At 60.8% G+C, this 15,192-nt stretch carries 11 protein-coding genes; 7 read left to right on the forward strand and 4 right to left on the reverse strand.

Going from position 1 to position 15,192, the window contains the following annotated elements:
• The first annotated feature begins 106 nt into the window (after positions 1–106).
• Both KJQ96_RS03810 and KJQ96_RS03815 read left to right on the forward strand, forming a co-directional pair.
• Positions 107–1,456, forward strand: a complete 1,350-nt coding sequence (locus KJQ96_RS03810; RefSeq protein ID WP_213285366.1) for a histidine kinase — start codon at positions 107–109, stop codon at positions 1,454–1,456.
• 158 nt (positions 1,457–1,614) lie between these two features.
• Complete coding sequence (locus KJQ96_RS03815; RefSeq protein WP_213285367.1) at positions 1,615–4,038, forward strand: TonB-dependent receptor; 2,424 nt, start codon at positions 1,615–1,617, stop codon at positions 4,036–4,038.
• 78 nt (positions 4,039–4,116) lie between these two features.
• Here KJQ96_RS03815 and KJQ96_RS03820 read toward each other — a convergent pair whose 3' ends face one another.
• Positions 4,117–5,085: a helix-turn-helix domain-containing protein gene (locus KJQ96_RS03820; RefSeq protein ID WP_057847777.1), complete on the reverse strand. Its 969-nt coding sequence runs from the start codon at positions 5,083–5,085 to the stop codon at positions 4,117–4,119.
• A 410-nt stretch (positions 5,086–5,495) separates the two neighbouring features.
• Here KJQ96_RS03820 and xoxF5 point away from each other — a divergent pair, with 410 nt between their 5' ends.
• The 5 genes from xoxF5 (at position 5,496) to KJQ96_RS03845 (ending at position 11,342) form a co-directional block, all read left to right on the forward strand.
• Positions 5,496–7,298 (forward strand): lanthanide-dependent methanol dehydrogenase XoxF5, encoded by a 1,803-nt coding sequence (xoxF5, locus tag KJQ96_RS03825; protein ID WP_213285368.1) that lies wholly within the window; start codon positions 5,496–5,498, stop codon positions 7,296–7,298.
• Between the two features lie 116 nt (positions 7,299–7,414).
• Positions 7,415–7,876, forward strand: a complete 462-nt coding sequence (locus KJQ96_RS03830) for a c-type cytochrome, methanol metabolism-related (protein WP_309142363.1) — start codon at positions 7,415–7,417, stop codon at positions 7,874–7,876.
• Between the two features lie 96 nt (positions 7,877–7,972).
• Positions 7,973–9,079 (forward strand): S-(hydroxymethyl)glutathione dehydrogenase/class III alcohol dehydrogenase, encoded by a 1,107-nt coding sequence (locus KJQ96_RS03835; RefSeq protein ID WP_213285370.1) that lies wholly within the window; start codon positions 7,973–7,975, stop codon positions 9,077–9,079.
• A gap of 34 nt (positions 9,080–9,113) precedes the next feature.
• On the forward strand, positions 9,114–9,683 hold the full coding sequence (gene gfa / locus KJQ96_RS03840) for an S-(hydroxymethyl)glutathione synthase (protein WP_213285371.1): 570 nt from the start codon (positions 9,114–9,116) through the stop codon (positions 9,681–9,683).
• A 462-nt stretch (positions 9,684–10,145) separates the two neighbouring features.
• Positions 10,146–11,342 carry a fumarylacetoacetate hydrolase family protein gene (locus KJQ96_RS03845; protein WP_213285372.1) on the forward strand — a complete coding sequence of 399 codons (1,197 nt, stop codon included), beginning with the start codon at positions 10,146–10,148 and terminating at the stop codon, positions 11,340–11,342.
• A 15-nt stretch (positions 11,343–11,357) separates the two neighbouring features.
• Here KJQ96_RS03845 and KJQ96_RS03850 read toward each other — a convergent pair whose 3' ends face one another.
• From KJQ96_RS03850 to coxB, 3 genes are read right to left on the reverse strand one after another with little or no spacing between them, the layout of a single operon-like run.
• Complete coding sequence (locus KJQ96_RS03850; RefSeq protein WP_213285373.1) at positions 11,358–11,708, reverse strand: hypothetical protein; 351 nt, start codon at positions 11,706–11,708, stop codon at positions 11,358–11,360.
• Positions 11,705–14,227, reverse strand: coding sequence for a cytochrome c oxidase subunit I (gene ctaD, locus KJQ96_RS03855; protein ID WP_213285374.1), 2,523 nt, complete (start codon positions 14,225–14,227; stop codon positions 11,705–11,707). The genes KJQ96_RS03850 and ctaD overlap by 4 nt, the downstream gene beginning before the upstream one ends.
• Positions 14,228–15,190 (reverse strand): cytochrome c oxidase subunit II, encoded by a 963-nt coding sequence (gene coxB / locus KJQ96_RS03860; protein WP_213285375.1) that lies wholly within the window; start codon positions 15,188–15,190, stop codon positions 14,228–14,230.
• Positions 15,191–15,192 lie beyond the last annotated feature (2 nt).

A 15,192-nucleotide genomic window follows, 5' to 3' on the forward strand; every position in this document is an offset into this window, starting at 1 on the left:
GCAATGCCTGCGAGATTGCTGTACGCTTCAATCTGATCGTCGGTTTTTCGGCTGTCAACGGTCCTCTCGACGGGGAACTGATTGCGACGCGATTGGGGCAGACGTCATGTGGCAGAAATTATCGTTGCGCGGGCGGATCAATTTGCTGCTGGCGCTGGGACTCACGCTTGGCCTGGCGATCAATATCGCGCGGCTGGTGGTCGAAGCGGCGCCCCGTGTCCGGGCCGAAGATCAGAGCGTCATCCGGCTGGCACGCGAATTCGTGGAGACGATCGTTCCCGGCCTGAACGAGGCGGCAGATCCGGAGGCGCGGCTAAACCAGATCGTCCACGACCTCAGCAGGCTCCGTCACGTCAGTATCACGCGGCAGGGCGATGCAAGCGTGGCCGAGCGCTCGGCCGATGGCGGCGACGAACGATCGCCGCCGGCATGGTTTATCACGCTCGTGCATCCCGAAACGACCACCGTAAGCGTACCGATCACGATCCACGGAAAGCCGCAGTCGCTCCTGATCACCTCGCATCCGAACGACGAAATGGCCGAAATCTGGGACGGAATCGTTACCCAGCTAGCGGTTAGTTCCGCGCTCGCCATCGCGCTCTTTCTGGTGACGATAGTCGTGGTTGGTCGCGCGCTGGCGCCGCTGCAGGCGCTTTCGCAGACCATGGCAAACATCGAGGCCGGGCACTATGGATCACGCGTCGAGCCCGGCGGCACGCCCGAACTGGCGGCGATCTGTGCCAAGCTGAACCACCTCGCGGGCGCCCTTGGCGAAGCTGTCGAGGACAAGCGGCGGCTCGCCGAGCGCACGGTCTCGCTGCAGGATATGGAACGCAAGGAGATTGCGCGCGAGCTACATGATGAGTTTGGGCCCTATCTCTTTACGCTGCGTGCTCACGCTGGCGCCCTGATGCGGCTAGCGGAGGACGGGCGCGCGCCGAGCGCGGATGCGTTACGCAAGCATGGCGCCGCAATCATGGAGCAGATCAACGCACTCCAGCAATTCAACCGCAGGATACTGGAAAAGCTGAGGCCCGTTGGGCTTGCAGAGCTTGGACTGCGCGAGGCGCTCGGCGTGCTCTTGCGTTTGTGGCGTGAATCCCGTCCCGACGTAACCATCGACGCGAACATTGCGGACGCGCCGGACGAGACTGGAGAAGTCACGGACTTGACGGTTTACCGCATCGTCCAGGAAGCCCTGACGAATGCCTTCCGCCACGCCGACGCGACCGCCGTCAGCGTCACGGTGGAACAGGCTGCAGGAATGCATGGAAGTCGCGCCTGCGCCTTGGTGCGCGTCAGCGACAACGGCCGCGGTTTGGCGCCGGATCACAAGCTTGGTTTCGGCTTGATCGGCATGCGCGAGAGAATACTGGCGCTGGGCGGGACACTGAATGTGGTCTCCGGCAACGGGGGCCTCACGGTAGAGGCGATAGTTCCCCACGGATCGCACTGAGGCGGCGAGCGTGGGCGGGAATTTTTCCCGGTTTCTTCGGGAAGGAGGACATTTGGGAAGCCCGACCTTTTGCGGCTAGCGCGCGTCGATGCCTTCTCACTAGTATCGTCCGCATCGAACCGGCATCGCCAATGCGCCGGAATCTCGTGGGGTGGGACATGGGCGTACGCGTACTGGTGATCGGGACAATCTCACTATGCCTGGTTCCCGGGATCGACCATGCCGAGGCCCAAACCGCATCTGGCGAGAGTGAAGTCTTGCCCGCCATCGAGGTAGTCGCCCCGCCGACATCAGCCAGACCAGCCCGCGGCAGTACCGCACCTCGAGCCACCCGAAATGTGCGGAGGGTCTATGTTTACCCGACCGCGCCTACGCCGACGGCGCGATCGGGAATGGATGTCGATAAGGTACCGGCAGCGATCAATGCCGTGGGTGCCGCCCAAATCGCCCGCACCGACTCGCTGAACATCGCGGATGCATTACAGCAACGGGTCCCGGGTATCGTCCTCAGTGATACGACCGGCAATCCCTTTATGCCCGACGTGCAATTTCGAGGTTTCGTTGCATCTCCGGTCTCCGGCACTCCCCAAGGACTGGCGGTTTACCAGAACGGGGTGCGCATTAACGAAGCGTTCGGCGATACCGTCAATTGGGACTTGATCCCGACCGCCGCAATCAGGTCCGTTACCGTCGTAACCAACAACCCCGCGTTCGGCCTCAACGCGCTCGGCGGAGCCGTCAACGTACTGATGAAGGACGGCTTCAACTATCAAGGCGCTGAGATCAACACCATGGGAGGCTCGTTCGGACGGATCCAGAGCTCGGCGCAGTATGGCAAGCAGATCGACAATGTTTCCGTCTATGGCGCGCTCGAAGGCGTGCGCGACAACGGCTATCGCAATTTTTCGGAATCGGCGATTCGCCGGTTTTACGGTGACGTGGGCTACCGGACCGACAGCAGTGAGTTTCACCTCAACGTGGGCGTCGCCAAGAATAACTTTGGCGCGGCGGCGGCCGTTCCGGTCGAACTGCTCCAGAGATATTGGGGCGCGACCTATACGACACCGCAGACCACGGATAACCGCGTTGCCTACGCCAATTTGACCGGCAAGGTCGAGGTTACGCCGACCTGGACGATCGAAGGCTCGGCGCGCGTCCGCGCCTTCCGGCAGAAGACGGTGGACGGAAACCCGACCGAGACGGAGCCGTGTGCCGCCGATCCGGGGCTGCTTTGCTTCAACGACGATGACGTGCCAGCAAATGGCCTTAACGGCGTCCAACTCGCAAATCCGTTCCCCGCCGACGCCGTGTTGGGGCAGATCGATCGGACGACAACCCGTTCGACCACGACAGGGGCGACCCTGCAGGCAACGAACACCGACCAGTTGTTCGGCCACAACAACCAGTTCATGATTGGCACCAGTTTTGATTCCGGCGTCACCCGCTTCGGTGCCAGCGCGGAACTGGGCACGATCGGCTCAAACTACGTCGTCAGCGGCAGTGGCATATTTCTCGGCCCGTCCGGCGAGCCCGTATCCATCGGCCCGGTCTCGCTTCGTGCCACCAACCGCTACACCGGGCTTTATGCGCTCGACACGTTCGACGTGACGGACGCGTTCTCAATCTCTGGTGGCGGCCGGTTCAACTACGCAAGCATCGTGCTTCAGGATCAGATCGGCACTGCGCTCAACGGCAATCATACCTTCAGCCGCTTCAATCCGATGATCGGCGGCACCTACAAGATTACGCCAGAACTGACGGCCTATGCCGGGTATTCTGAAGCCAATCGCGCGCCGACCCCGTTGGAACTCGCATGCGCCGATCCTGCGCGCCCCTGTCTCATCGCGGCCTTCCTGATCGCGGACCCGCCGCTGAAGCAGGTTGTGTCTCGCACCTTTGAGGCGGGCTTCCGCGGCACCAAGGAGCTGAATATCGGAACGCTCGGATGGAAGGTTGGCGCGTTCCGCGCAACCAATGCCGATGACATCCTGGCGATCCCGAGCCCGGAGTTGCAGGGATTTGGCTATTTCCAGAACGTAGGCCGGACGCGCCGCCAGGGTATCGAGGCTCAGGTCAATCTGACGTCAAAAACGCTGCAACTTTATGCCAGCTATGCCCTCGTGGATGCGCGCTTCCTCGACCCTCTGACGCTCACTTCCAACAGCCCGTTCGCCGATGCCGACGGGAATATTCAGGTTCTGCCCGGCAATCGCATTCCGGCGATACCCCGCAACCGGGTCAAAGTTGGCATCGACTATTCGATCACAGACGCCTTCAAGGTCGGTGGCGATGCATTGTTCGTCGGCAGCCAGTATTTTGTCGGCGATGAATCTAATCAGGCAGCGAGGCTGCCAGGGTATTCCGTTTTCAACGTGCACGCCTCGTATCAGATCAACAAGACGTTCCAGCTCTATGCCCGCGTCGACAACATCCTGGACCACCGCTATGCGGTTTACGGGACGTTCTTCGAAAAAGATGACATCCCCAACTTCGCCAATGGTGGTGCGGACTTTACTGACGCCCGCTCGGTCAGCCCGGCTCGGCCGCGCGCCTTTTACGCGGGCCTGAAGGCAACCTTCTAGAGAGTGGGAAGCGCAAAGGCGGCTCAGCGATGATGCGCGGCAGAGTGTTCAGCTTGGCGCACCACCGGGATGTTCTCGTCAGGAAACATCCGGCGACGGATCGACGCAGTGCGCCTTGTGGATCGCGGACGGAACGAAGCCAAAATGCTTCCGGAACACGCGGCTGAAGTGCGACGAACTCGAAAAGCCCCACGAAAACGCGACATCGGTGATCGTCTTTCCGTGCTGGGTCTCCAGCTCCTGCCGGCAGTGCAGCAGTCTCGCCCGCCAGATGTAATCGCTGACGGTCATGCCCTTGTCGCTGAACAGCATGTGCAGATAGCGCTTGGTGCAGCCCAATGCCGCGGATATCTGGTCGATGCAAAGATCCGGGTCGCGCAAATGTTCGCGGATGAAGGCCTGCGCGCGAATGTACATTGCTTCGGGACCGACGCGATCGAACATCGTGTCGGCCTCGCGCAGCGGTAACAGCAAGAGATCAATGAGCGAATCGGCGACGCCGATGGCGTTGTGAGGCGACAGTCTCTTTGCTTCATCAAACGCGGTGTGCACGAAGTCGTAGGCGATGCGGCCGGTGCCGTTGCGCGCAGAGAGCTTGCAAGGCAACATCTTCGCCGTCCGGAAGCCGCGCTCGTGAAGCAGCTCCTTCGGGACGATCACGACCTCATGCCGGGTCAATGAGGGGCTCACGATCGTGTGCGGACATGAGACATCATAGGCAAGACAATCGCCAGGCATGATATCGATGCGGCGGCCGTTCTGTTCGAAATGCGAGATGCCGTAGGTCTGGAACAGTATCTTGACGTAGGGATGTTCGCTCAGCTTCGTGCCCGAGATCGTATGCGCGATACGATGCTGGCTCGCCTCGATCTGACAGAGTTTGAGCTGCGAGACGGTGGTGTAATTTATCCGCCCCTCCAGCGAGGAACCTTCCAGCGGATCGACATCAAACTGGCCACATAGATCGGTCAGTGCGTCTGACCAAGTTTGGATCTGCTTCTTCGGCGCTAACCCGGAAGTGCTGAGTGAACGAACCGTATCAGGCATTGCCCAGCCACCGATTTGAGAACAGGCTACAACCTCCGCCGAGGCGTCGGTCAGATGGTCGCGACATTTGGCCCCAATTTAGGCAGTCGTCAGGAAAGCGCGCAGATTCTTCCCAATATCCCTTTGACAATCCTCCAACTTAGTTTCGGCGGCGTCAAGGGAAACCTAGACCGAGAGTCGCGCAGGGAAGGCCGTGGGAACACGCCCACGGCATGATGCTTCGCAGCATCGCGGCCGAAACAGCGTGCCAGCGCGAAACTAAAAAATTCAGTTGGGTTTCGCTATTGAGCAAACGCGCTTCGCTCTTGGGCAAGTTTCCCATCTCCGGGCGGGATAGGAATAGGGACCAATAATGGAAGAATGGGCCGTTTCGGCGGAAACCCAGAACTCGTATCTTGGAGGAAACCACTATGCGCAAGGTGCTATCCGCAGCCTGTCTTGGCGCTATGGCGACATTCGTTGTCGGTGTCGCATACGCCAACGAAGAACTGATCAAGATGTCGCAGAACCCAAAGGACTGGGTGCAGCCGGCCGGCGACTACGCCAACACTCGCTACTCGAAACTTAATCAGATCAATGCATCCAATGTCGGCAAACTCCAGGTCGCCTGGACCTTCTCGACCGGCGTGCTGCGCGGCCACGAAGGCGGCCCGCTCGTCATCGGCAACATGATGTACGTCCATACTCCGTTCCCGAACAAGGTCTATGCTCTTGACCTTTCGCAGGACAACAAGATCGTCTGGAAGTACGAGCCGAAGCAGGATCCGAACGTCATTCCGGTGATGTGCTGCGACACGGTTAATCGCGGCGTAGCCTATGGCGACGGCAAGATCTTCCTGCATCAGGCCGACACCACCCTGGTCGCCCTCGATGCCAAGACCGGCAAGGTGGAGTGGACCACGAAGAACGGCGACCCCGCCAAGGGCGAGACGGGCACTTCTTCGCCGCTGGTCGTCAAGGACAAGGTTCTAATCGGTATCTCGGGAGGCGAATTCGGCGTGCATTGCCACGTCACGGCTTACGACCTCAAGAGCGGCAAGCAGGTCTGGCGCGCCTACTCGGAAGGGCCGGACGATATGATCAAGGTGGATCCCGTGAAGACCACCGAGCTCGGAAAGCCGGTCGGCAAGGACTCGAGCCTCAAAACCTGGCAGGGCGACCAGTGGAAGATCGGCGGCGGCTGCACATGGGGCTGGCTGTCCTATGATCCCAGCCTGAACCTCGTCTACTACGGCTCGGGAAATCCCTCGACCTGGAATCCGAAGCAGCGTCCCGGCGACAACAAGTGGTCGATGACCATCTTCGCGCGCAATGCCGACGACGGAATGGCCAAGTGGGTCTATCAGATGACGCCTCACGACGAATGGGATTATGACGGCGTCAACGAAATGATCCTTACCGATCAGCCGTTCAATGGCCAGCCTCGCAAGCTGCTGACCCACTTCGACCGCAACGGGCTCGCCTATACGATGGATCGCGAAAGCGGTGAACTGCTGGTGGCCGAGAAGTACGACCCGAAGGTTAACTGGACCACAGGCGTCGACATGAACAAGAACTCGCCTACCTACGGTCGACCGAAGGTGGTGGACCAGTACTCGACCGACAAGGCGGGTGAGGACGTAAACGTCAAGGGTATCTGCCCGGCCGCGCTCGGCACCAAGGACCAGCAACCGGCAGCCTACTCGCCCGATACGCAACTGTTCTATGTCCCGACCAACCACGTCTGCATGGACTATGAGCCGTTCAAGGTGAGCTACACGGCGGGTCAGCCTTACGTCGGCGCGACGCTCTCGATGTATCCGCCCCAAGGCGAAAGCCATATGGGCAATTTCATCGCCTGGGACAACAAGGGCAAGATCGTCTGGTCGAACAAGGAGCCGTTCTCGGTGTGGTCAGGTGCGCTCGCTACCGCCGGCGGCGTGGTGTTCTACGGAACGCTCGAAGGTTACTTCAAGGCGGTCGATGCCAAGACGGGCAAGGAGCTCTACAAGTTCAAGACCCCGTCCGGTATCATCGGTAACGTCAACACCTATGAGCAGGGCGGCAGGCAGTATGTTGCAGTGCTGTCCGGTGTTGGCGGCTGGGCGGGTATCGGCCTTGCCGCAGGTCTGACCGATCCGACTGCGGGCCTCGGTGCCGTCGGTGGCTATGCCGCGTTGAGCAACTATACCGCACTTGGCGGCACGCTCACCGTGTTCGCGCTGCCGCAGTAAAGCAGGACCACCTCGTCCGGCGCGTGGCTTGCTCCACGCGCCGGTTGTGGCCTGCATCTGATATCGAGGATGAGCTCTTGCGTAAAATCTGGTTGATTGCGGCCGCTCTCACGTTGGTGGCGCCGGGAAATATTGCCTTCGCTGCGGACGATGCTGCCGCGGTCAAGACCGAGGACGGTAAGTATTTCGACAAGGAAGGAAACCCGACATACAAAGTCGGGGCCGATGGCACGGTCGATTGGTACACCTACTCCGGATACCGTCGCTATCATTCCGAATGCCACGTCTGCCATGGCCCCGACGGGATGGGATCGACCTATGCGCCAGCGTTACAGGAATCGCTGAAGACGATGAGCTATGGCGACTTCGTCTCGGTCGTCGCGAGCGGCCGCAAGAGCGGCAACTCCGTCATGCCAGCCCTCGGCGACAACCCCAATGTCGCCTGCTATATGGACGACCTTTATGTGTATCTGCGTGCCCGCGCCCATGACGCCGTCGGGCGCGTTCGTCCCGCCAAGAAGGAAGACAAGCCCGAGGCGTACACCGAGACAGAAAAGTCCTGCATGGGAAGCAAGTGATCATGCCGAACGTGCGAGGTTCACGTCCTGGTACGTCCGTGCAGCGATTTGAAAAGCAAATGTGGAGCCTAAGATAAAAGCAATGTGGAGCTTAAGATGAAGACCCGCGCCGCTGTCGCGTTCGAAGCCAAAAAGCCTCTTGAAATCGTTGAGGTTGATCTTGAGGGCCCAAAAGCTGGCGAGGTTCTCGTCGAGATCAAGGCGACGGGAATCTGTCACACCGACGCTTACACGCTTGATGGATTCGACAGCGAAGGAATCTTTCCTTCGATACTCGGTCATGAGGGCGCGGGCATCGTCCGCGAAGTCGGGCCGGGCGTAACGTCGGTCAAGCCCGGCGATCACGTGATTCCGCTCTACACGCCGGAATGTCGCCAGTGCAAAAGCTGCCTGAGCGGCAAGACCAATCTTTGTACTGCCATTCGCGCAACGCAGGGGAAGGGCGTGATGCCTGACGGCACCTCGCGCTTCAGCTATCAGGGCAAGCCGATCTTCCACTACATGGGTTGCTCGACCTTTTCGAACTTTACCGTGCTGCCGGAAATCGCGGTGGCAAAGATCCGCGAGGACGCGCCCTTCGACAAGAGCTGCTACATCGGTTGCGGGGTGACGACGGGCGTTGGCGCCGTGGTCAATACTGCCAAGGTGACGCCGGGCGCCAACGTCGTCGTGTTCGGTCTCGGCGGCATCGGGCTCAACGTCATCCAGGGTGCGAAGATGGTGGGCGCCGACAAGATCGTCGGCGTCGACGTCAACGATTCCAAGGAGGATTGGGGCCGTCGTTTCGGCATGACCCATTTCGTCAACCCGACCAAGGTCAGCGATATCGTCCAGCATCTGGTCGGGCTCACCGACGGCGGCGCCGATTACACTTTCGACTGCACCGGAAACACCACCGTGATGCGGCAAGCGCTCGAAGCGTGCCATCGCGGCTGGGGCGTCTCGGTCGTTATCGGGGTCGCGGAGGCCGGCAAGGAAATCGCCACCCGGCCGTTCCAACTCGTGACCGGCCGCGTCTGGAAGGGCACGGCGTTTGGCGGCGCGCGCGGCCGCACGGACGTGCCGAAAATCGTCGACTGGTACATGAACGGAAAAATCGAGATCGATCCGATGATCACGCATGTCCTCAAGCTTGAGGAGATCAACAAGGGATTCGACCTCATGCACGAAGGCAAGTCGATCCGTTCGGTTGTCGTGTTCTGAATCGGGGAACTTCAAGCACAAGGAGGATAGGCCTATGACTGTTCATATCCACCCATCGATTGATAGCGGCGTAAAGCAGGGGACGGGCAACTTCGCCGGCGGCACCCTGGTCTGCAAATGCGCGGACAGGCCGGTCAAGGTCGCCATCAAGGGCGACGTGGCCCACAACCACGCCTGCGGCTGTACCAAATGCTGGAAGCCCGAAGGGGCGATCTTCTCTGTCGTCGCCGTCGTCCCGCGCGACAATGTGAACGTCATCGAGAACGGCGACAAGCTGCAGATCGTCGACCAGGCGGCGGCAATTCAGCGCTACGCCTGCAAGGACTGCGGTACGCATATGTACGGCCGTATCGAGAACACAGGGCATCCGTTCTACGGGCTCGACTTCATCCATCCCGAACTGTTCCAGGAAGGCGGATGGGCAGCTCCTGGGTTTGCCGCGTTCGTGTCGTCCGTGCTGGAGTCCGGTGTTCAGCCGAATGAGATGGATGGCATCAGGGCCCGGCTGAAGGAGCTCGGACTGGAGCCGTATGATTGCCTGTCGCCGCCCTTGATGGATGCGATCTCAAGCCACGTGGCCAAGTCCAGGGCCAGGGCGGCTTGAACCAGACAGCTTGAACAAGGCGGGCGGCTTGGAGCGGGCACCGGCCTGAGCTCGTGCGACACCAAAGTTGCGCTGATGGCGGTCGCCGTCGCCGTCAGCGCAACCGCGCCCTAAAAGTACGGCGACGCGGTTCCATGCCTTTGTCTTTCCGTTGGGCCGACGGGTGAGCGGGCCTGCCGGCCTCCAGCCTTCAGCGATCGGGCTGGCGGGTGCGTCCCGCGCCTAATTCCCGGAAATCGAAGCCCTTAGTCTTTGCGCAGTCGCCGCGCCGCCATGGTTGTTGCAGGCCGTGCAATCGGCTGCACTTGACCGATCGTCTGAATTTGCATGCTGCGGTGCGGTGGCTTGTCATGGCGGCGGCGATGCTGGGAGACGGACTTTCCCCGGGAGGTGTTGACCCATTGAGCGGTTCCCTTCTATGGACGGTGCTGACCGCCATAGATGCTCGCGAGGATTCCCACGATGCCGATCGTCACAGACGCCGCCTTCATTTTGCCCGACGATTTCGCCGGTGCTGCGCTGATGGGGCGCGTCTGGCGTCCCGATCTTGCCGGCCCGTCGGTGGTCGCGATCCGCCAGGACGGCGTGTTCGACATCACCGAGGACTTCCCCACCGCCAGCCAGCTTGCCGCCGCTGCCGATCCGGCCGGAGCGCTGCGCGCCGCGCGTGGCGAGCGCCTTGGCGCACTGCAGGATCTCCTAGACAACACGCCGCCCGACACCCGCGATCCGACCAGGCCATGGCTGCTCGCGCCGATCGATTTGCAGGTGATCAAGGCTGCCGGCGTCACGTTCGCCGTGTCAATGCTGGAGCGGGTGATCGAGGAGCGGGCGCGCGGCAATCCGGATTCGGCCGAGGCGATCCGGGCCGAGGTGACGCGGATCGTCGGCACCGACCTGTCGCAACTGAAGCCGGGCTCGGCCGAAGCGCAGCATGTGAAGGACGTGCTGGTTTCCCAGAACGCCTGGAGCCAGTATCTCGAGGTCGGCATCGGGCCGGACGCCGAGGTGTTTACCAAGGCGCCCGTGCTGTCGGCGGTCGGTACATGCGTGGATGCGGGCCTGCATCCGAAATCGACCTGGAATAATCCGGAGCCGGAGGTCGTGCTGGTGGTGGCGAGCGATGGGCGCATCGTTGGCGCCACGCTTGGCAACGATGTCAATTTGCGCGACTTCGAGGGGCGTTCGGCGCTGCTCCTGTCCAAGGCAAAGGACAACAACGCCTCCTGTGCGATCGGGCCTTTCGTGCGGTTCTTCGACGCGAGCTTCACGCTCGATGACGTGCGGAGTATGGAGATATCGCTGGAGGTGAAGGGGCCGGAAGGCTTCGTCCTGCACGGCGCATCCTCATTGACCCAGATCAGCCGCGACCCGGCCGACATCGTCGGGCAGACGATTAACGAGAACCATCAATATCCCGACGGCTTTGTGCTGTTCCTCGGCACGATGTTCGCGCCGATCCAGGATCGTGTCGCGAAGGGGCAGGGGTTCACGCATGTCGAAGGCGATTTGGTGACGGTCGCCACGCCGAAACTCGGCCGGCTCACCAACCGGATGCGTCACAGCGGCGATTGCGAGCCCTGGCAGTTCGGCTTGGCCGATCTCTTCGCCGCATTGATGCGCCGTAAGGGCGTCGGCCGAAGCAGCAATAGCGGATAGAAACGCATTGGGAATCTATGCGCAAGTCGGCAGGAAGATAGTCGGCAGGATCGTCCATGCGATCCCAAGAAGCGAAAGCACGATCAGGAGGTGCGATACGCCATGCAGGAACCGAGAGCTGCCGAGGCTCTGGGTGTGCCGGGCATTACCGCGATGGAGCGTCCATGCCGTGAGGAGGAGGGCGGCTAAAGCTGCGGCAGTGGCGAGACTATTCGTCCAGGCCATCATGGTAGCCGCTGCGCCCGCTGGTCCAATGCAGATCAGCGCTTCGGCGGCGTAGACGGTGGTCAGATGCAGAAACCAGATAAGGGGCGGAGCAAGCACCTGCAGAAGATTGCCAAGGGATGGCTTGATAGCGTCGCTCATCCTGCAAGCCTCGGAAATCCGTGCACGAGGAGAAGCCCCAGCAGGCCTTGGCCGACCGTGTAGTGATATAGCAGGCCCAGATTGTCGAAGACCACGCGTCGTTTCCGATCAAGCCGGCCAGCAAAGCTTCGCGCCATCGCAAATCCCGTCATGGCCAGAACCGCAAGGGCTAGCTGCCCCTGCAGGAAGGCGGCCATATAGACCATCGCACCATGCGCATCGGATTCCGGGCGTAGGCCGGCCCGCCATTGCGCGAACACGTCGATCACCAGTGCGCAGGTCAACGCGGCCGCGGCGAGACCGGCAAGTCCTACGAAAGCGCCACTGCCGCGAGACCTTCCGGGCAAAACACGTCGGGCGATTTCGAGTGTTGTACTGCCAACAACAAGCAGCAAAGCCGATACGGCAGGGTATGCGATCGGCGCAAGCGCTGAAAGCCTCGGCCAAACCTGCGGTGAGACAGTCCACAAATAGAGGTAGGAAAACACATAGGAGAGGTAAAGCGAACCGGCGACCAATAACAGGACGACCATGGCCCACCAGGCATGCGACAATGGACCGTTTGCATAGGTTGGGAGCTTGAGGTTCGCTCCGATATCGACTGACGGCAGCGGCTTCAAGTCGCTACCCCACATCCACACGACGGTCATCGCAATTCCGAGCAGCCCGCAGATCAGCGCAAGCACCACCGCCTTGACGGTGAGCAGCATGAAGAAGGCAGCCGTGAATACCGCCGCGAAGAACGGCGTCCAGCCCGGGCCGGGAAGGCGGAGCAGGTACTGCGGTGTCGCATCGAAGGGCGAGGTGACGATGGTTTCGCGCAGACCGGTGATCGAGCCGGGCAAGAAATGCCGTCCGTCTTCGATCTCCTTGGTTAGCTGCGGATGATGCCACAGCGGGTATGCACTGGTTACGGCCGGAATGCTGCGCAGCCCATAGACATTATTGGGCAGCCATTCGAGGGTTGCTGCTCCCCAAATATTGCCGGCTGTTTTCGACATGGCGGGACGCAAGCTTCGAATCATGTCGACCAGAAACATGGCAATGCCGGCGGCAAGCAGAAAGGCGCCGATCGTGGAGATCATGTTCAGCACGTCCCATTGCATAACTGCCGGATAGGTATAGACGCGCCGCGGCATCCCCATCAGGCCGGTGAGGTGCATCGGAAAGAACGCGACGTTGAAGCCCGCGAACATCAGCCAGAAGATCCACTTTCCAAGTCGCTCGGACAGTGCCAGACGGCTGAATGCCGGCACCCAGTAGTAAAATGCGGCGAACAGCGGAAACACCATTCCGCCGACCAGCACGTAATGGAAATGCGCGACCACGAAATAGGTGTCGTGCGCCTGCCAGTCGAACGGGACCATCGCGACCATTACGCCAGTGAGGCCGCCGAGGCTGAAAATAACGAGGAAGCCCAGCACGAAGAGGGACGGCGTTGTCCACCGTAAGCGGCCTGACGCGATTGTCGCGATCCACGCAAAAACCTGAATTCCACTGGGTAGCGCCACCGCCATACTGGCGGCCGAAAAGAAACTAAGCGACAGCGCCGGAATTCCGGTGGTGAACATGTGGTGGACCCACAGGCCGAAGCTGAAAAAGCCGGTTGCGATCAGCGCCACGACGATAAGCCGGTAGCCCACAAGCGGTGTACCGCACATAGTCGGCACGATCATCGACACCATGCCGGCAGCCGGCAGAAAGATGATGTATACTTCCGGATGTCCGAAGAACCAGAAAAGATGCTGCCAGAGCAACGCATCGCCGCCCCTCGCGGCGATGAAGAAAGGCCAGTTGAACGCGCGTTCCAGTTCGAGCAGCAGCGTGGCCAGGATCACGGCCGGGAAGGCGAAGACGATCATGCCGGCGAAGATCAGCATCGTCCAAGCAAACATCGGCATCTGGTCGAGGGTCATGCCGGGTGCCCGGGTACGCAGCACGCCGACGATGATTTCTATCGCACCGGCGATCGCTGAGATCTCGATAAATCCAATACCCAGGAGCCAGAAGTCCGCCCCCGGTCCGGGCGAGAACTGCGAACTGGTCAGCGGCGGATACATGAACCAGCCGCCCGATGGCGCGAGGTCGAAGAACAACGTGCTGAAGAAGATCAGCCCGCCGACCAGATAGGCCCAGAACGCATAAGCGCCGAGTCGCGGAAAGGGCAGGTCGCGGGCACCGAGCATCTGCGGAAGCAAAAGTATACCCATTGCCTCGACGACGGGAACGGCGAACAGAAACATCATCACGGTGCCATGCATCGTGAAGATCTGATTGTAGACTTCCTGGCTGAGAAAGGTATTGCTGGGCACCGCGAGCTGAAGGCGCATCAGCAATGCGAGAATGCCCGCCAGCAGGAAGAACAGAACCGCAGTAGCGGTATAAAAGAAGCCGATCACTGTGTTGTTGACGTCAGTGACAATACGCCAGCCTCTAGGCGAAGCCCATATTGCTTCGAGCTGAGCCAGTTCCTCGCTTGGCCGGGGTAATGTGTTTGGGTGGGAGGCGGCGTCAACCATCTAGTCTGCTGCCTTGAGGCTCAGAAGGTAGAAGGCAAGCGCCTCCAGTTGCTGTGGCTGCAGGACGCGAAACTCAGGCATCACATTTCCGGGTTTGACGTGCTGGCCATCGACAATGAAGCGCATCAGATTTTCGCGGGTCAGCGGCAGGGTATCGATGCCGACTGAGCGTCTCGCGCCGATGTGCGTCAGATCCGGACCGACCGAACCTGCGGCAGCGGTGCCGCGCACCGTGTGACATGCGCCGCAGCCGGCCGCGAGGAAGATCGATCTTCCGTGCAACCCGATGTCAGTCTCAGGCGTCGCGGGCGCCGTCGCCGCGCGCTCGAGCCAGGCCGCATAATCGGATGAAGACATAGCGATCACGTCCATGGCCATGAGAGCATGGGCCCCGCCGCAATATTCGGCACATTGTCCGCGATAGATTCCTGGGCGATCGACAGTGAGCTGCAATTGGGTCGTGCGCCCCGGGATCATGTCGACCTTTCCACCGAGGCTCGGCACCCAGAAACTGTGAATGACGTCAGCGGCCTTGAGTTTCAATGTGACCGGAGATCCAACCGGAATACGAATTTCATTGGCGCTGGCAATCTGTGGACCAGCAGGAGCGTGGTACAGGACGCGCCACCACCATTGCTCTCCGACCACCTCGATGCTGACGGGGCTGCCACCGCGGGGCAGGTTGAGGTGCGAACGCATCACCCAAACGCCGTAGACTAGAAGCACCGTCAGCGTCACGGCAGGAAATGCGATGCCGAGCCAGATCACGGTGCTCTCTCGCGCCAGCGCTTGGCGTATTCGCAATGGCCCGCGGATGGCGAGCAACAACGTCACGATCACCAGGACGAGCACGAATGTCCCGAACCCGAACAGAAACCAGGCTACTTCAGCAATCTGCACTGCCTGGAGACTGCTCGGATTCATCACCGATTGAACATCGCTGGTACAGCCGCCGAGAAGCATCG

Origin of the sequence: Bradyrhizobium sp. sGM-13 (assembly GCF_018398875.1) — a bacterium.
GTDB lineage: Bacteria > Pseudomonadota > Alphaproteobacteria > Rhizobiales > Xanthobacteraceae > Bradyrhizobium.

Coding starts and splice junctions, on each gene's coding strand:
- KJQ96_RS03810 (WP_213285366.1), top strand. CDS start 107: ATGTGGCAGAAATTATCGTTGCGCGGGCGGATCAATTTGCTGCTGGCG.
- KJQ96_RS03815 (WP_213285367.1), top strand. CDS start 1,615: ATGGGCGTACGCGTACTGGTGATCGGGACAATCTCACTATGCCTGGTT.
- KJQ96_RS03820 (WP_057847777.1), bottom strand. CDS start 5,085: ATGCCTGATACGGTTCGTTCACTCAGCACTTCCGGGTTAGCGCCGAAG.
- xoxF5 (WP_213285368.1), top strand. CDS start 5,496: ATGCGCAAGGTGCTATCCGCAGCCTGTCTTGGCGCTATGGCGACATTC.
- KJQ96_RS03835 (WP_213285370.1), top strand. CDS start 7,973: ATGAAGACCCGCGCCGCTGTCGCGTTCGAAGCCAAAAAGCCTCTTGAA.
- gfa (WP_213285371.1), top strand. CDS start 9,114: ATGACTGTTCATATCCACCCATCGATTGATAGCGGCGTAAAGCAGGGG.
- KJQ96_RS03845 (WP_213285372.1), top strand. CDS start 10,146: ATGCCGATCGTCACAGACGCCGCCTTCATTTTGCCCGACGATTTCGCC.
- KJQ96_RS03850 (WP_213285373.1), bottom strand. CDS start 11,708: ATGAGCGACGCTATCAAGCCATCCCTTGGCAATCTTCTGCAGGTGCTT.
- ctaD (WP_213285374.1), bottom strand. CDS start 14,227: ATGGTTGACGCCGCCTCCCACCCAAACACATTACCCCGGCCAAGCGAG.
- coxB (WP_213285375.1), bottom strand. CDS start 15,190: ATGCTTCTCGGCGGCTGTACCAGCGATGTTCAATCGGTGATGAATCCG.